At 25.8% G+C, this 18241-nt stretch carries 24 protein-coding genes; all 24 read right to left on the bottom strand.

The window, feature by feature from the left end; translation table 11 throughout:
* Position 1: 1 nt before the first annotated feature.
* Positions 2-1558: a DnaB-like helicase C-terminal domain-containing protein gene (locus ACK2WN_RS02595; RefSeq protein WP_416154772.1), complete on the bottom strand. Its 1557-nt coding sequence runs from the start codon at positions 1556-1558 to the stop codon at positions 2-4.
* Positions 1559-1568: 10 nt separating this feature from the next.
* A complete protein-coding gene (locus tag ACK2WN_RS02590) occupies positions 1569-2060 on the bottom strand; it encodes a dUTP diphosphatase (protein WP_416154803.1) in 492 nt (163 codons plus the stop codon).
* Complete coding sequence (locus ACK2WN_RS02585; protein ID WP_416154771.1) at positions 2035-2196, bottom strand: hypothetical protein; 162 nt, start codon at positions 2194-2196, stop codon at positions 2035-2037. Before ACK2WN_RS02585 ends, ACK2WN_RS02590 begins: the two co-directional genes overlap by 26 nt.
* 25 nt (positions 2197-2221) lie before the next feature.
* Complete coding sequence (locus ACK2WN_RS02580) at positions 2222-3052, bottom strand: prohibitin family protein (RefSeq protein WP_416154770.1); 831 nt, start codon at positions 3050-3052, stop codon at positions 2222-2224.
* A 1-nt stretch (position 3053) separates the two neighbouring features.
* Entirely contained in the window at positions 3054-3584 is a 531-nt protein-coding gene (locus ACK2WN_RS02575; protein WP_416154769.1) for a hypothetical protein, read from the bottom strand.
* An 89-nt stretch (positions 3585-3673) separates the two neighbouring features.
* Positions 3674-4210: a hypothetical protein gene (locus tag ACK2WN_RS02570; protein WP_416154768.1), complete on the bottom strand. Its 537-nt coding sequence runs from the start codon at positions 4208-4210 to the stop codon at positions 3674-3676.
* A 437-nt stretch (positions 4211-4647) separates the two neighbouring features.
* A complete protein-coding gene (locus ACK2WN_RS02565) occupies positions 4648-5061 on the bottom strand; it encodes an AAA family ATPase (RefSeq protein WP_416154767.1) in 414 nt (137 codons plus the stop codon).
* 45 nt (positions 5062-5106) lie between these two features.
* Positions 5107-6180 (bottom strand): hypothetical protein, encoded by a 1074-nt coding sequence (locus tag ACK2WN_RS02560; RefSeq protein WP_416154766.1) that lies wholly within the window; start codon positions 6178-6180, stop codon positions 5107-5109.
* Positions 6180-6875, bottom strand: a complete 696-nt coding sequence (gene thyX, locus ACK2WN_RS02555; protein ID WP_416154765.1) for an FAD-dependent thymidylate synthase — start codon at positions 6873-6875, stop codon at positions 6180-6182. Before thyX ends, ACK2WN_RS02560 begins: the two co-directional genes overlap by 1 nt.
* A 104-nt stretch (positions 6876-6979) precedes the next feature.
* Positions 6980-7612, bottom strand: a complete 633-nt coding sequence (locus tag ACK2WN_RS02550; RefSeq protein ID WP_416154764.1) for a hypothetical protein — start codon at positions 7610-7612, stop codon at positions 6980-6982.
* A gap of 44 nt (positions 7613-7656) precedes the next feature.
* A complete protein-coding gene (locus ACK2WN_RS02545; RefSeq protein ID WP_416154763.1) occupies positions 7657-8373 on the bottom strand; it encodes a SprT-like domain-containing protein in 717 nt (238 codons plus the stop codon).
* 363 nt (positions 8374-8736) lie between these two features.
* Positions 8737-9861 carry an RtcB family protein gene (locus ACK2WN_RS02540; RefSeq protein WP_416154762.1) on the bottom strand — a complete coding sequence of 375 codons (1125 nt, stop codon included), beginning with the start codon at positions 9859-9861 and terminating at the stop codon, positions 8737-8739.
* A gap of 1 nt (position 9862) precedes the next feature.
* The gene (locus ACK2WN_RS02535) at positions 9863-10045 is read right to left on the bottom strand and encodes a hypothetical protein (protein WP_416154761.1); all 183 of its coding nucleotides are present in this window, start codon (positions 10043-10045) and stop codon (positions 9863-9865) included.
* Between the two features lies 1 nt (position 10046).
* Positions 10047-10931, bottom strand: coding sequence for a Rha family transcriptional regulator (locus ACK2WN_RS02530; protein WP_416154760.1), 885 nt, complete (start codon positions 10929-10931; stop codon positions 10047-10049).
* 51 nt (positions 10932-10982) lie between these two features.
* On the bottom strand, positions 10983-11342 hold the full coding sequence (locus tag ACK2WN_RS02525) for a hypothetical protein (RefSeq protein ID WP_416154759.1): 360 nt from the start codon (positions 11340-11342) through the stop codon (positions 10983-10985).
* 1 nt (position 11343) lies between these two features.
* A complete protein-coding gene (locus ACK2WN_RS02520) occupies positions 11344-12114 on the bottom strand; it encodes a phage antirepressor (protein WP_416154758.1) in 771 nt (256 codons plus the stop codon).
* A gap of 15 nt (positions 12115-12129) precedes the next feature.
* Complete coding sequence (locus tag ACK2WN_RS02515; RefSeq protein WP_416154757.1) at positions 12130-12723, bottom strand: BRO family protein; 594 nt, start codon at positions 12721-12723, stop codon at positions 12130-12132.
* Positions 12724-12872: 149 nt separating this feature from the next.
* Positions 12873-13241, bottom strand: a complete 369-nt coding sequence (locus tag ACK2WN_RS02510) for a hypothetical protein (RefSeq protein ID WP_416154756.1) — start codon at positions 13239-13241, stop codon at positions 12873-12875.
* A 1-nt stretch (position 13242) separates the two neighbouring features.
* Complete coding sequence (locus ACK2WN_RS02505; protein WP_416154755.1) at positions 13243-13677, bottom strand: hypothetical protein; 435 nt, start codon at positions 13675-13677, stop codon at positions 13243-13245.
* A 25-nt stretch (positions 13678-13702) separates the two neighbouring features.
* Complete coding sequence (locus ACK2WN_RS02500; protein ID WP_416154754.1) at positions 13703-14134, bottom strand: hypothetical protein; 432 nt, start codon at positions 14132-14134, stop codon at positions 13703-13705.
* The gene (locus ACK2WN_RS02495) at positions 14135-14533 is read right to left on the bottom strand and encodes a hypothetical protein (RefSeq protein WP_416154753.1); all 399 of its coding nucleotides are present in this window, start codon (positions 14531-14533) and stop codon (positions 14135-14137) included.
* 11 nt (positions 14534-14544) lie between these two features.
* Positions 14545-15126, bottom strand: coding sequence for a hypothetical protein (locus tag ACK2WN_RS02490; protein ID WP_416154752.1), 582 nt, complete (start codon positions 15124-15126; stop codon positions 14545-14547).
* 21 nt (positions 15127-15147) lie between these two features.
* Positions 15148-16443, bottom strand: a complete 1296-nt coding sequence (locus tag ACK2WN_RS02485) for a hypothetical protein (RefSeq protein ID WP_416154751.1) — start codon at positions 16441-16443, stop codon at positions 15148-15150.
* A gap of 533 nt (positions 16444-16976) precedes the next feature.
* Positions 16977-18029: a hypothetical protein gene (locus tag ACK2WN_RS02480; RefSeq protein WP_416154750.1), complete on the bottom strand. Its 1053-nt coding sequence runs from the start codon at positions 18027-18029 to the stop codon at positions 16977-16979.
* Between the last annotated feature and the right edge of the window lie 212 nt (positions 18030-18241).

The following is an 18241-nucleotide window of genomic DNA, read 5'->3' as shown; positions in this document are numbered from 1 at the left end:
ATTACATACCTAATTTCGCTCTTTTCGGCATACAATAACAAAGTTCTCTTATTGCCCCAGTATCACCATAAAATTCTAATATAATAGCATAATTACCTGCTGTAGAATTCTTGCCTGACCTAACTTTGTCTAAAAATAACACTTTATAACTTTTCTTTTCATCTAACTTAACTTCTTCTCTTTCCCAAACACCATTCCCTTTGTCTTTATTTATATAAGGTTTACAATAATATCTTGATGTTTTATCCATTTCTTCTGCATATAAATCCCTAACTATATATAAATTTTCTAAAATTTCTTTAACCTGTTTAGAATTAGATAATACAGAAGAATCTAAGAATAATTGTCCTAAAGTATTATTCGCACATTGTATAGTTGCAAATCCTATAGCATCATATTTTTTAGCAAGTTCAAATAATTCTCTTGAATCTCTTATAAGTGACATCCAAAAGTTATCCTTATCGCCACTATTAAAATCTATTTTAAATGTATCGTATATAAACACTCCACAACCTTTTCTAAGACAATATTCTCTAAATTTAGTTTTAGCAAGTTTCATATTTGTACTAGGAATTGAAACAAAATATATTTTATCTTTATATTCTTCATTAAATATTTTTTGAGCTTCTTTTATCATTCGTATATCTTCATCATTTAATGCACCAGCACCAACTCTCATTTTCTTTTTAGTAACGTGATAATATTTTAATTTATTAGTTAATATCCACATTAAAAAATTCATTTGAAAAGGATTGATTTTCTGTTCATTAGAAATAATACATACTTTTTCTCCTCTATGAATTAAAGCCATAACTATTGGTATAATTAAAGTAGATTTACCTACACTTGAATAACCGGCTAACATTGATAGAGAACCGTGTAAAAATCCACCTGTTTCATTAGATATTTTAGGAAAAGCATATATTTCATTTCCATTGACATCTTCACCTGCAACATTAAATAATGTTCCTAATTCTTCTCCTGATAAACAACTATCTATAAAATCATCTGATATAGATAACATTTCTTCTTCTATACCTTTGTTTAAATCTAAAGTTCTAATTTGATTTACATAATCATCATAGAAATCTTTAACTTGTTGCGAATCATATTTTTTAAACTTATAAAAAGGAATAACATTTTTTCCATTAAAATTGACTTCTTTGAATAAATCAAACCCACCATCTACTAATTGAAGTATTGCATTTTCCTTATATAAATCATCTATATATTTTGTCGCATTATCTATTGACAAGTTATTTTGCATAGAATTTATTAATTCAAATCCACCTAATTCATTAAATTTATTTTGTTGTTCTTTAGTAAAATTATTCATTAAATCAAATTCTGTGAGAGTACTGATATTTGATTCATTTAATTTATTTGCCATACTAAATAAAAATCTACCTTCTGTAGTTTTAAAATCTTCAACTTTTAAATCATAATCATTTAATAATAAAAAGTCTTTATAAATTGTACCTATAACAGAAGATTCTACTACCATTCTATTTTCAAGTAATTTTTCATCGTACTTTTCTTGTATTCCTGATACAAACATTTAACCACTCCTAACAATCTGTACTCCCAAATCCTCCTTCGCCCCTATCGGTAGTACTTAATTCATTTACTTCTATAAAATTAGCTTTAGGTATTTTTTCTATAACCCCTTGAGCTAATTTAGTACCTTTTGGAACACATACAGGATGTAATTCATTATTAGTTGTAAGTATTTTAACTTCACCTCTATAATTTTCATCTATAGTTCCTATCTGTACTTTTATATCCATTTTATGTTTGTTTTCATCTATTAGAAGACAAAATTCATCTACTATTGGCTCAAACGTACCTATAACTCCTTTTAATGTATTCCCACTTCTAGGTCGAACCATAATTCCATAACCTTTCGGTAATTCAAATTTTAAACCTGTAGGTATAGCACCTGTACCTTTTGCACTTATTACATAATCTTCACTTGTATATAAATCAAATCCACTATCCGTAGAATGAGCATAGCAAGGAAGTATTGCATCCTCGCTAACTTTCATTACTTTTATTTCCACGTTTTCCAACTCTATTTTCCTCCGTTTTATCCTTCTTTATTTTTATATTTAAACTCTTTATCAATATGAAACATATATATAATGTTATTGTTACCATTAATATTGATAAACATATATTCATAACTGTTGCAACCATTTTAGTGTTCACCTCTCATTTTTAATTATTTTATTAATAATGTTCCACCATTTGTTGATTGTGGTAATTTACCATCCCATTTTTCTATAGCTTTTTCTTTTAATACTGTTTCAGTTAAACCTTTAGCTTTTTCTTCATTAGCTTTACGTTCACCCTGTGCTTTTATTAATGCTCTTTCTTGTTTAAGTTTTTCTTCTTCTTTAGCTATTTCAGCTTTTTTAAGATTCATTTTCTGCTGTTCTAATTCTTGAGATATTTTCTGTCTTTTTTCCATAGCTAACTGCACTTCTTTAGTAACTCTAGCTTCTGCTAAAGAAACATTTTCAAATCTTATTCCGTATTTTTCTCCACGTTTATTGAAGTAATCAACTAATTTAGAGTTTACTTCTTCCCTCTTATCCATATATACTTCTATAGTTGTATAGTTTTTAGTAACCTCAGATACCCAAGTTCTTAACTGACCTCTAAGAACAGTATCAACTATTTCATTACCATCTCTACCTCTATATTTTCTCTGTAAATCAGGAACTTTATCAGCTTCATATCTATAACTAAATGTTAAATCTGCATTTACACTTCCATCTTTACAAGCTATATTTATAGATTCGTCATCTTCAGAGCCTTCTCTATCATCTTTAGACATATATATTGTTTCTATACTTATAGGGAAGTCTTTAACTTTTTCAAAAGGACTTTTTATATGGAATCCTTCTGTTAAAACTTCATCCTGAACGCCATGCTCTAATTTATCATAAACTGCACCAACATGACCTGCTGGTACTATTGTTGTGCAACTAGGTGCTAATAATACTCCTACACCTAATAAAGTCATTATTGCTATTAATCCTTTATTCATATTAATCTCCTTCGTCAAATATTGTTTTTCTAGGTTTAACTTGTTTACCTCTTGGCATTAAGTTTTCATAATCTATATAATCTTTTAAAATTTCATTTTCAATTTTATAATTTTCCGCTATTTCATCATTAACATATTTTGTCATCCCGTAACTAATCATATTAATTAGTACAGCAATTTTATAATTAAGATTTATAGTTTTAGTTTTTTCTATCCTATTTATTTCACATTTAAATCTTTCAAATAAAGTTTCAAAATATCTATCAACATAGGTATACATAAGTTTCGTATTTTCAATTTCTTTTATACGTTTTTTAAAATAAGCATTTCGTGTAATTTCTGCACCTAAAATTTCTGAACACTTTGAATAAAATTCTACTTTTATTGTTTTATCATAATGAAAATTTTTCTTACATTCTTCAGAGCAAAAGTATCTATTTGCTATTTTCAAAGTATTCGTTATATATTCTTCTTTTATTGCATTTTTCTTATCTACTCTTTTGCCACAATGTTTGCATTTTACATTAGCCATTAAATCACCTTAATCGTTTCTTAAATTGTTATTAGAGAGTATACCAAAAAATTTGATATACCCTCACATAACAATTACTTTATTTCTATCTATATTAATTTAGATATATCATTTAGTGCTTCGTCAGATAATTCCCCAACTGCACTAACTCCTTCAGAACCCATTAGTTCTTTTATTTTAGTAACTACTTCTTGATTTTTTATATTTTTCTTTATAAGGCTTAATAATGAATCCCTATCTATTTCTTCTTTAACTTCAACTTTCTGTTCTGCAAATTCTTTCATTTCTTTTTTGGCTAAAGTTTCAAATTCTTCATCTGACATAGGTTTAGATTTCGAACCTTTTAATCCATCTTTAAGAGTTTTTATAAGTAATTTTGCAGTATCTCTTGAATCTTCACAACATTCTATATACTCAGGAACAGAATTATTTGCAAATCTACAACCTGCTTCTATATAAGAATCACCTCTTAAAGCAAGTTTTCTAACAGAAGAAGTTATTCTTCCATCTGTTATTGTTTTATCTACATATCCAGTAAGAACACAATCGAATATATCCCCAAAAATAGATTCGTAGGCATTAGATAGATTAGATGTTAGCACCTGATAACCTTCATCCTCATTCATACCTTTTTCTTTTATTGTTTTATCTTTTGTATGTGCTATCGCCCAAGTGCCAAATCCTGCACTTCTTAAATCAGCAAAATATTCTTTTATTAATTCTTTAACTTTTTCCTGACCTTTACCAACGTATTACTCTCATATTTCTATGGGTACAGACTATATCTTTTCAGTATTTCTATTACCAAAATACCTATTCTCCCATTTCCAAACAAGGAATTTCACCTTGAATGTAACCTCACTACATTTGAATCGTATTTCTCGTATTCAGTAGATATTGGATAGTCGTTAGAGGTTTACTATTTCTAGCACTTCCTACGGGATTGACTTCAACTTTACTTGGTCAGCTTCCCCCGTTAGCAACATTTCTAACAATCATTTCCTATTGTTCCTAACGTAAATGTTACACCCTATATTTATAGGCTAGAGAGATTTTAGGTGAACTAAGCTACCAATCCACCAAAAGCACTATTTATTGATTCACATTTTTTTTTCATTTTTATTTGAGATAACCTACAAGCCTCTTTTTCAGCTATAGGTATTAATTCATCTACAACATCAAATGCCACTATTTCTATATTATGTTCATTACCTTTTTCAGATATAAGCCAGTTTTTAAGTTCTATTAAATCTTTCCAAGTATCTACATGAAGTGCATTAAGGTTATCAAGCATATCATAACCATGCTCATAACCAACACCAACTAAAAGTCCTTTACTAGCGTCCCCATTGTAAAGACATTCTACATAATCTCTAAACAGAGTTGTTTTTCCCCATTTTCTTACTGCTCTTATATATATTCTTAATTTATTTATATTATTACTTGCCCTATTTATTTTTGGTCTTGTAAAAGCCATTTTTTATTCCTCCTATTTTTAAAATTGTGTATCAACTATAATAAATTAAAACGGTAAATCATCATTTATCACTTCTGAATTTTCGCCAAACAATTCTCCGATTAATCCATCATCCATTTTAGCAGAAAAATATTCTTCATTAAATTTAGTCAAGATAGCACCTGTACTATAACCTTTAACTAATCCTTTAAATATTTTTTTATCTCTAAATTCACCTTTTCCTAATCCTTTTTCTTTTTCTAATTCTTCCATTGTCATAAGACCAAAATCAACTAAATCTTTTTCTTCATCAGAAAGCATTTCTTTAGTCAATCTGACATCTTCAGAACCTCTTATTAAATCAACCTTTAAACCTATTTTATTAAGTTTTCCAACTTCTTTTTCTCCTAGATTTAATTTAGATTTTATTGTATCTATAGCTTTAGTACCTTTTCCTGTAAAATCAAATTCTATACTTTCATCAAACAAAGTGTCTTTCCCTAATTTAGAATCATACTGTATAACTTTACCATTAAGTATCATTATTTCTTCTGTTTCACCTTCTAATATAGAATTTTCATCAAATAACATTTCTATATTAGCTTCAGCTTTTTCTTCAATCCCTTCATTAAGTAAAGTAATTCTCTGTGGTACATATTTTTTACTCTCAACTTCTTTATTTTCTTTATTTTTATATCTTGAATATTCTATTCTTCCTTCTATTTTTATAGGTTTATTAACTATTTCTTCATTATCTATAAGTTCTTTTAAATAATTTATAAAATCTGTATTATGACAAAATTCTTTTTTATCATTATCATTTTTAAACACCATTTTAGAAAACTCAGACATTTCTTCTATACATTTTTCTTTTTCAGAATAAAGGAAATTAAATTTAACATTTTTATCTCCTTCTCTTTTAAAAGCGTATATTATTCTTTCGTTTTCATTGTTATTTAAAAATCCCATTAAATTCATTTTAAATACATTAGAATTTGTTTTTAAATTAAAATTCAATAAAGTTGTTTCACCTTTATTACCAACTTTAACTTCATACCATTTAGATTCTTGTTTAGGTTTCATTATTTTACCAACCATAACAAAATTAACACTTTTAGCTTCTGATTTTTTTTCTCCCATTAATTTTCCTCCAATTCTATTATTTTTATTTTATTTTTATTAGGTTTTCTCCCACAACATCTCTTTTCAGGTTCAGGACAATAACCTAAATTTATACATTTTGAATTAAGTTTACTTTCTAATTCAGGTAATACTTCTATCACTTCTTGTTTTATATTTTCAGCTAATTCTCTTATTTCCCATTGTGAAGCAGTACATAACCTTTCTTCACAAAAATGTATTAAAGCTTCTAAAGTAAAACCTATCGTTAAATCTGTGGTACAAGCATTTGGTAGTACATATCTTGTATCTTCTTGTATCCCCTCTAATTCATACAACATACCATTTAAAGTTCGATACATAGTATTAATACTTTTCATAAATTCATCGTATTTTTTTCTTACAACAGGTTTATTCCGTATTTTAGGTGGTACAACATAATCAAAGAAACTTTCATCGCAATACCTTTGACTTCTTTGATTTACTGTAACACCTACCGAGTGACGAACGAGCTGATGAGAACACCGACGAGATATTCCTTTTACTTCAAAATTGAAACTAAACGCTCTACTACCTGAATAATGCCCACTCTCAAAACAAGTTTTTCCAACTTTTTCTGCATATTTCTTATCAGTATTATAACAAACGCTACTGAATTCACCCCAAGTTTTAAAGAAATTTTTACATTCTTCTTTATTGAGTAATTTAACTTCCATAACAAACCTCCTTTTTTAAAAATAGGGTATTAACTTGTATTTTCAGATATATCCCTTTCCATAATTATATTATAACATATTTAAAATAAGGTATCAAGTAATTTTTAATAAGAAATTCCAAATTCTTCTTTAAAAGATTTTCTATCGCCATTATACACATACGCTTTTATAGGCTGATTACTTCTATATATTTTTGAACTAACATAAGCTTTAAATCCTGCTATTAAAGAATATCTACCATTTTCTTTTCGAGAAACAGCTATTATAGAATTAATACCTATTTTATCTCCCATTTCTATTACTGAATATTTATGCTTAGAATAATCTATATCTATATCTTCTAAATTAATTTCTATTAATTCATCCTCATTTATTTTTTCTCTCCAATTATTAGATTTTTTTACTTCTTCTTTTATTTTTACTTCTTCTTCAACTTCATCTATATTAATACTCATACAATTAACTACTATATAAGGTTTATTTTCACTATTTGTTAATGCCTTAATTTCACCACTTATACTATAAATTGTATTTTTATTAACCTCTTTACCTTCTATTAAACTTTCCCACATTTTTTTAGTTACATTCACTTTACAAAAAGTTACACCTAATTTTTTCAATCCTTTAGGAATTTTATTACTCATAGATATTTTAAAATATAATTCCATAGAATTATTAACCTCTCTTGGTTCTCTAACTGTTTTTCCAATTATTTTTATAATTGCTCTATTTTCCATTTTAATACCTCCAATTTATTTTATTAAGCTAGATATAGATATATCTAGCTATTTAACATATTATTACATTTTTCATTTTCTTTAGATGTCATTTTCTTTTTACTCAAACTCCATCTTTTGGTTCTAGTATTATAAGTAGACCAATATTTTAAATTTTCAACTATATCAAATACAACTAATTTATGTCCGTGTTTTTTACAGCGCCAATTTTGAGTCCACTTCTTTATAGAATCTTTTCTAGCTACTTTATAAACACTATGCCAAGAATAATCACACTCAGGACAAGTTTGTATATATCTTACCTTTTTAGGATTTTCAATTTCCTTTATTTCTTTTTTTGATTCAATATAATCTTCTCTTATATATTTTTCTGAATCTTTTACTAAAGCAGAGCCATCTATTTCAAATCCTAACTTCGATATATTTTTACAAACCTCTTTAAATACTTTATTGTGTTTATGACCTACTCCAAACAATTCAAACGTTATATAATGTGCCACTTCATGTCCTATAACTTTATCTATTAATTCATCATTATACTTATTAATAAGATATCTAGATATTTCTAAACTATAACTATAATATTTTCCATTTTCAACTTTAGTTCTAAACATACCAAAATTTCTAGTTATTTTTTTACTTTCATTTATTAATACTTTTGGAAAATTTTCAGTAAAATCTTTTTTATAATATTCTTCTGCAACTTTAACATATTGCAACATTCTTTCTTTTACAGTTTTCTCATTCCATATTTTAGTCATTTCATTTACCATCCTTCGCTCATTAAGTTAATTATATTATAGCATATTCAAAATAGGGTGTCAACGTAAAATAAAAAAAGAGAATGAAACTTCATTCCCTTTCAATACATCTTATGTTTTAATTAAGCTAAAATATTATGACAAGAATATACCGTATATTTAAATACACCTTGTGTTTTTAATAAGCTTTAAATATATCCTATAATTAGAGTATAATACTTTTTTAATAAAAATACAATTATTTTTCAAATTTTTTACATCTAAATTCTTCTATTTTTATTTTAAAATAATATTTACATTTATTCTTACACTTCTTACATTTACTGCACATATACCATTCTTGCTCCAAGATTTCCATCTCCTTTATGCTTTAAAATTATATATTGGTTTTACTACTTCTTCTATTGTAACCATTTCTGATATATTTTCAAGTATAGATTCTATAGGTTTATAAGCATTTGGCGCTTCATCTAAGGTATCTTCTGATACACAAATAGAATGTATTCCTTCCATCTGGTTTTTAAATTCTTCTAAAGATAATTCTCTCTTAGCCTGTCCTCTACCCATTAATCTTCCTGCACCGTGAGGTGCTGAACAATTTATACTTTTATTACTTTTACCTTTACCTATTATCATACCATCACGCATATTTATAGGTATTAAGAGTGTATCGCCTTCATAAGAAGGTATTGCACCTTTTCTTATTATAACATTATCATTTTCTACATCTAAAACTTCTACAAAGTTATGTATAGAAGAATAACTTTTTTCAACTTTAACACATTCAAAATTCTTCTTTAAATGTAAATATAATATGTCTAGTATTAATTTCCTATTATATTTTGCGAATTTTTGGCAAAAGCTAATATCCATTAAATAATCGAATATATCTGATTTATTTATTAAAAATCCATTCTCATTAGCTATACTCATATAGTATTCTGCTACTTTTTTACCTAAATTTCTACTTCCTGAATGGACAACTATTAAATAATTTCCATTATTCATTTTATCAACTTCTATGAAGTGATTTCCACCACCTAATGTCCCTAAAGATTTTTTAGCTCTTTCTATAGTTTTATCATCTATTTTTTTTAAACATTGTAATAATCCAAAACATTCATCGTCTATTACATCTTTTTTTCTAACATTAGTTCCATAAGGAATACCTTTTATGATTGCATTATCTAAAACTGTAAATAGCTTTTCTTCATTAAAATCATTATCACTTATAGAAACTTCTATAGCAGATACACCACAACCTATATCTACACCAACATAAGAAGGATTTATAGGTGAAAACATATCTTGTACTATTGTTGTTCCTATAACGCAACCTTTTCCTGAATGACAATCAGGCATTATTTCTATTTTTGAATTTTTTAATTCTTCTAAATCACACATTTCTTTTATCTGTTCTATAACATTTTCTTCTATTATATTTGTATGTATTCTCGCTTTATTATATTTACCTTCTATTATTTTCATATTAATAATCCTCCTCATCTTCAATACCTGTTGCTATTTCAAACTTAGTACAAGAACAGTTAGGGCAAGAACATATCTCGCCCCTATATAAAGTAATGCCATTAGATTTGTAAAACTCACCCTCAGTAGAATCTAATTCGTCTATATAATAGATAGTATTACATTCGACACATCTGTACCACATATTAATTCTCCTTTTTATTTGCATTATTAACTATATCATTTTCTACTTTTTCTATATCTTCTTTAGCTAATATACCCTCTCTAGCTAATCTTTTTAAGAACCATTTTAAGCCTTTTCCAGTAAAGTAAGGTTTATAATAATCTTCGTCGTTTCTTTTTTTATTAGGTTTCATCATAAAATAATCTGTATAATTATAGTAAGGTGAATTATGTTTCTGTGTACCTTTATCAGATATAAGTATTTTATTATTTCTTAAATAATCAAATATCTTTTGGAATCCCATTTCTTTAGTATAACTTCTTAATATTCTTCCAACATCTCCAACTGCATATAATTTATCGTCAGGTATTATTGTATCTATAACTACATCTTGATTATCTATTGTTTCTAATAATGGTGCTGATATTTCTTCTTCTAATAATACTTCATATCTTTTTAAACTATCCATTCTTTCTGTATCGTTACCATTTAATATAGATAACTGTAATTTTTCTTTTTCTGATAACTGTGGAACATAACTTCTTATTATATTTTCCATCTCTTCAAATTTATCCATATATTTTGCTGTGAATAAATTACCTTTAGTACCAGTTGTTTTATGTGCTAAAAACTCGCAACCTTTTTTAGTTACTTCATAGCATTTATTTGTTTTACCACTTCTATCTGTGTATTCAGATTCTATCCAATAATCACTCAAGCCAATTTTGGCTTCAGTAAAATCTTTATTTATTCCACTTATTTTTCTTAATAATTTTGAGTGTTCTATATCCATCATCTGAGCTACTTCTGTCGATGGTATTGTTGGCATCGGATTACTTTCAAAATATTCCCTTCTTGCATTAGTATCAACTAATGTTATTTTCCCCTCTTTTAATTCTTTTTTCATACTTTCATTATCCTTTCTATATTTATTTTTAAAATTAAGTATCAAGATAAATTATATAACTTCATCATCTATATACTTAACCTTTGTTTTAAATTGTTTTTCATACTCATTTTTTACATACCCAATAGTATGTTTAAATAATATTTTTCCATTTACATTATAATATTTCTTATCTAAATAATATTGTGTAAAATCTCTTATATTATTAGATTTTAAATATTCTATTAATTCTTCTTTACTATTAAATTTTTCGTATGTAAATTTTTTACCACTATTATTAACGCCATACCAATATTCATTTATTTTTAATAAATACCAAAATTCATAAGTATGTGTTTCTAAATTTGTAAAACCTATTAAATTCGTAGTTTTAATATCATTTGTTTTCCTTCTTCCAAACTCAGTAAACATTTTACACCTCGCATATTGGTTCTATGTTGTGTCTTTTTAATTCTTCATATAAGAATATTCTTCCTTTAGGAGTCCATCTAGTAAATTTAGTAGCCACGCCATTTTTGTATATATCTTCACTTTTTGTATATCCTTTACCCTGATAACCTTTATAAAGTACCCACTGCCCATTATTTTTATACTGTATCTTTAAAGCTGATAATACAGAATTAAATTCTTGAGCTGACATTCCATAATCTTGAGATATCTGACCTACATTAAAAGTTCCTTTGGCATTTAATATTCTGTCATAATATTCTTCTTTAGGTTTCATTCTTTCATTGTCTAGTTCTAATAATTTTCTTTTTTCCTGTTCTGATTTTAATTCTTCTAATAGTCTTATACCAAAATCAGGATTAGCTATAACTTCTTCTATAGTATTAGGTGTTAAATATGCTCCATGTTTTCTTATGCTAGGTAATACTTCTTCTGCTACCCAATTTGTAAATCTTTCTGCTGATGCTTTATTGCTTCTAAAAGCTAGTTTATATACACCAGCTTCCGTTAAAAAGTTTTCTCCTCTATTAGCTAGTTTTCTAAAGTTACTTTCTTTCACATTAGAATTTTTTAATAATATAACTTGATTTTCATTCATATTACCTATTGCCTTTCTCACAGAAGAATCTCCTAATCCTAATACTTCACCCACATTTTTAGCATTAAATAACACAACACTATCTAACTCTATTACTTCTACTTCTTTTCCTTCAAATACTTTTATTTCATTTAACATAGCATTACCTCCTAATTAATGTATATATTTACTTACTTTTGCTATATTTTTTAAATCACTACAATTATCGCTTAATCTAACAAACTTACAACCAAGTTCTTTTTCTATCTGTTTTTGTCTGCCTTCTTGAGTTTCATAAGAATAGCTATTGTGGTTATTTTCGTCATATTCTATTGCTAATTTAATCTGTGGTATATAATAATCTATCCTATAGTTTAATATTGGATATTGTTTAATACCTTTAAGGTTATACTCACTTAAAAATTCTTCTAACTGTTCTACAAATAAACATTCTTTTCTTTCAAATAAAGGTACTATTTCTTCTATTCCAAAAAAGTTTAATAATTCAACTTTACGTTCATAAGTCATTTTATTAGAAGATGAAATTATTTTATAAATACCATCTTTGGTTAGAAAGTTTTCACCTCTATTGTTTAATTTTCTAAAATTTATATTTTGAATATCTGATTTTTTTAATAATACAACTTGTTTATCATTCATTTTTCTTAGATTATCATTTATGTTTTTAATGTCTAAAACTTTTGCTACATCTCTTGCATTAAATAATATTTTCCCTTCTAATTTTATCACTTCAACTTTTTCTTTCAAATACTATTATTATTTCCTTTCTATATTTTAAAATTATGTATCAACATTTTTATATATATTACTCATCTCCTTCCTATATAATATATAATACCCAATAGGTCTACTTTTTTTAAGTAAATTTAGAAAAAGTTTTTTCTAAATAATACTTTTTATAATCCTATATATTCCTTTGTATCTAATGTACCAAACTTATTATTAAAATAGACTAAATCATCTTCTATCAATAATTCTTTATTTTTGTCTAAATTAATCAAATAGTCTATATCAAAGTATAAGACATCTAACATTTTTTCTAATTCTTCATTATAGACACTTCTTCTACTTTCTGTCCTAGATATAGCTTTTTCATTTTTCTCATCAATTACTAAATTATTCATATTAGTTAAGTCACTCAAAAGATATTGGCTTCTCATACTATTTAATGCTTCTTCAAAATTTACATATTCTTCTACATAAACTTTTGTAGAAATTGTATATGATTCTTCATTTGTTATATTTAAAAATAAATATTTACTCATATTATTCCACCCAATTAACAAAAACATTCTCATTTTCTTTTATGCTCTCATCATAACAAACAGGCACATAAAAACCATAATTTTGAAGATAAAGCACTATTTCTTTAGCTACTTTAGGATAATATCCTTTTTCATATTTTTTACCGAATATTTTTATAAAATCATCTTTTAATATATATGTATAACCTTCACCGTTATTTGCTTCACTATATATTTTATTAATTATAAATTTTTTAAATTCATCTATCATTTTATTTATTTCTTTTTCATATTTTAAATCTTTTTTCTTTTTATTTTCTTGGTATATTTCTTTTACATTTTTTAAAGAAAATTCTTCATATACTTTTGTATTTTTATCAGATGAATTATTTTTTATCCTACTGGTGTCAGGATTTATTTTTCTTACATTTCCACTATTTATTCTCTTAAAAAGCATTTAATCACCACCTACTATACTTTATTTATTCATTTGTTAATTTTCCTCTTATAACTTCATAAGCTGTTTTAATATCCTCTCTATCCCATTCTTGGCAACAATATTTTATTGGAGCATAATGATATTTTCTACATATATAATCTATTTCACAATTTCCTCCATCTATGCAACTTTCTCCAATATGTTTGTTTGGGTCATGCTTTTTGCAAAAGTCTGATATTGCAACACCTTTACCTTTTGTTAGTAAATCTTCTTTCTCCTTATCTTCTACAATTTCCCAATCTGATAATATATCATCTAAAGTAAAATAAGTTAATCCATTAGGTATAACTACATTTGTTTCAAGATTTATAAAATACATAACATCTTCTTTAAAACTTACACATTGATGTTCCCCTACAGGTCTAACCTTTTTACCTTTTTCTTTAGCAAGAGTTAATGCTTCAATTATATTCATTTATATTTCACCTTCCTCTTTTAAAATATGATAGGCTTCAACTATATCTTTCAAACTCCAATCGTCACACATTGCGTCTTGTCTATTTGCTACACAATTTAGATTTAAAACACATTTTCGACAATGTTCTTGATTAGCACAATGTCTGACTATCTGAAATTTCATACTGTCTATTTTGTACTGTGTTTCCTTGCTTGGTTTTTCCTTTACAACCTCCCAATCTGACATTGCATCTTCTATTGCTACTTTCCAATAAATACATACCATTTTATCTGTTGCCATATCTTTTTTAATAAAACCTTTACGTTTCTTATGCATAATGTACTGATATTTTGCACTTACAGGTCTAACCTTCCTTCCCTGCTCCTTTGCTAATTTTAAAGCTTCTACTATGTTCATTTAATCACCTTCTATTTTGTATTTAAAAATATTTCTATATTATCTAAGTATGTTTTAATCTTTTCTATATCTTCTTCTGAACCTGTCATTCCTATGGCTTTAGATATTTCTTGTAAACTTAATACAAAACCATCTTTTTCTGAACTTAATTTCTTTACTGCAAAGATTGTTTTTAACTCCTTATTAGAAAGTTTTAAAAAATCTATTATAGATTCATCATATTTTACATAAGTTTTAGCTCCAGTTTCTTCATCGTAAATTTCACTTTCATTTAAGAATTTAAAAGTTTTTTTATCTCCTTCTAAATTTTCTACAGTTACCATTTCTGCTTTATAGTCTTTTATCATATTCTTCATAAAATTATTCATCATAGAATTAAATTCAGAATGTTTTATTCTCATTAATTCTATATATTTTTCTTTATTTTTTCTTATCTCTGATAATCTTGTATATAAATCTAAAAAGGGATTTTCTTCATTTGTTATTATATTTTTTCTTGAACCACTATCTAAAAGTATTATATATGCTCTGTAATCAAAGTTTTCATTAGAAAGCATATAGTCATTAATTGCCAAGTAATTACATTTTTTCATTTTAATATTCTCCTATCTTTTTTAATTCATACTTATTTCAGTTTTATCATCTCTAATACGATTAAGCCATACCGGGAATCTCATTCCATAACCACCATTATCATTAGGTGTTATTTCAAAGTACTGTATAGTAACTATCTTACCTAGCAAAAGATTTTTATTATTCCAATATAATTCTCTTTCAGAATCAGTAAATCCTGAACCTACGTTACATCTATATAGATTACCTTTGTGTTCAAATTCTATTTCAATAGCACCTAATTTACCTTTGTTCTTTCCATCACCTTCTAATATATCAGTAACTAATACATCTGCATCTGCAAATTGTTTAACTTTTAGAAGTGTTTTAACTCTTTTACATTCATAAGGTGCATTTGCTAGGTTTATCATTAATCCTTCTTCACCCTTTGCTACTTCTTCCTTCAATAAAATACATATTTTATCGACTTCTTTTCCTATGTAAATAGGCTCTAAATAATGTATGAATTCTAAGTTTTTTTCGTAAATTATGGCTTTTAATGTGTTTTTTCTTTCTATACAAGGTGTTTTATCAATACCTTTATAAAAGTCATTAACATCTGCTATATAATCATATACAATAAATTTAAGTCCTGATTTTTTACCTTTTACACTACTTCTTTTTATAGTTTCTGCAAATATCTCTTTAGAATCCGAAACTCCTTCTGTTATAGCCATTAATTCTCCATCATAAACTCCATCAGGTAAAGTAGCTAATTCTTTTTCAACTTCTACAAGTCCTTCTACTATTTTTCCTTGTCTACTAAAACATTCTACGTTTCCATTTTCTACTATAGCTATGTTTCGAACTCCATCTAATTTGGTGGTAAGTATAAAATCCTCTTTTCCATTTACTTTGTTCATATTTTTAGAATAAGGTTCTGCTAATATTACACCAAACTCTCTTACAGAATCAGGAATTACCTTATTAAGTGTTTTTGCAGTAACTCCTAGTCTAGTAGATTTTGTAACTAAACCTTCTAGAAAATCTTTTAAAGATGAATCCTGACTTTCTATAAATTTCTGTATTTGGTATATATCTTCATCTCTACCTGTATTATTTTTTATTAGATAATTAAACATACCTTCTATAGAATGTATAACTAATTTTGATTCTCTATTAGTTATTTTTTTAGATATTTTCTTTTTAGATATTCCTGTTACAGTAAAGTCATCTAACAGGAAAGTTAAAGATTTTACAAATAGTTCATTATCTTTATTTTCTTTTATTATCTTCTCTTTTGATTTTCTTGAACTAGTATTAGCAAGAATATCAAATAAGCTTGAAACTTTATTCATAATTTACCTCCTAAATATTCAAATTACAATTATATTATAACATATTTAAAATAAGGTATCAAGTAATAATTCTAACTTTATATATATTTCTTATAAATTGCTTTTTGATTAGAAGATTGTGTTTGTTATAGCTGGTTTTAATTGTTCTTATGTGAAATTCTTAATATAAATAAATATATATAATAAGTAACTAAGTCATAAATTAAAGCAAAAATTAAAACAGAAGTTAAAAACAATAATTAGCGAGATATATAAAAAGCTACAAGTATTGATATAACTATGTTTTATTAGCTTACATATAAAAAATAACTTTCTATTGTATAAAATTAATTGTTTGATGTTGATTTATTATTAGTATATGTTGATTAAAAATTTTATAATGTTAATAACTTTTATATTAAAAAATAGATATATTACTATAAATATAATTAAAAATATGTAAAGAAAATTCTGAAAAATAAAAATAAATAAAAATACACAGCAAAAATAGAGGTATGTGTAAATACCTCTATAAGTAATATTTGATTTTAATGTTATATAACAGTTTTTTCTGTAGCTACATATTCTTCAATCTTACTTCTAATATATCCACCTGTATTAATTGTTTCGTTCTTATCTACTCCACCATAGTTAATATACATATCTTGTAATGCTTTAAGCACTAAATAAATATTATACTGTATAGCTAACCCTGCTAAATCATCCAAAATTATAGATTTTTCTAATATCAAATGATTAGTCATCGTTGGGTTATTTATATTATCAGCATAATGTTTGCTATAAGCCATTTTAGACACTCTAAAGAAACCTTCTATAACATCTTTAAAATCATCGTATAAAGGCTTTAATATATCTTCTTTAGTTTTATAAGCATTATAATTAAGAGTACCATTTTCAAATACAAACATAGTCTGTGCTGAATTAAGTAACTCATCTCTTTTGCTTGGTCTTACATAATCAGGAAGAACTTTTAAAAGATTATCTTTATTTAAAGATATATTAGCAGATGTAAAATTAACTTTTGCATCACACCATAATATCTTTTTTAGTTCTATCTTTAATTCATTTACATTTTCAAAAGATAATAAATTATAGAACATATTTAAAGACATAGTTATATATCCTTTTCTAACAGATTCATGATTCTTATACTCATCTACTATAACTATATCATATAACCCTCTTTCTATTTTAGATACCCAAATAAACCCTAATTTAACAAGTCTTTCAAAATTATTTCTAACAGTCATTGTAGATATATTTAAAGACTTGGCTAAGTTAGAGTAAGAAACTCTTTTTCTTACACCTGATTTATTTGCAGGAATAAAGTGTAAAAATAAATATTGTTTTATCATAGACTTGCTTAGTGATAAAGAAAATTTATCTGTAGCTATACCGTTAAAAGAATATTTGAATTCATATTCTTTTTTAGAATAGTCTATTAAATCATATTCAGAAGAACATAATTCAAATATAGAATCTTTTTCTATAACTTTTTCTACAACATCTATATCAGAACTATAAACTTTAAAAAGTAAATCAATTTTCTCTTTTGATATTCTAGCGACTGATTTTAAATAATTCATTTTTACACCTCCTTTTCTCTTGATACCTCATTTTAAATATTATCTCTATAATAATACTATATCTCATATTAAAAAAAATGTAAATACCTAATTTCTAACTGTTTTATTACCAAAAGCTCACGCTACAGGATTACATTTTTATAAGATATAGTATTTCCAATATGCCTGAAAACGAAGTATGTTTTAAATACAAAACCTCACGCTACAAGATT

The organism is Peptacetobacter sp. AB800, from assembly GCF_047807365.1.
Classification (GTDB): domain Bacteria; phylum Bacillota; class Clostridia; order Peptostreptococcales; family Peptostreptococcaceae; genus Peptacetobacter.
The sequence above is the reverse complement of the archived record's forward strand: the minus strand, read 5'-3'. Positions and strand labels throughout refer to the sequence as shown.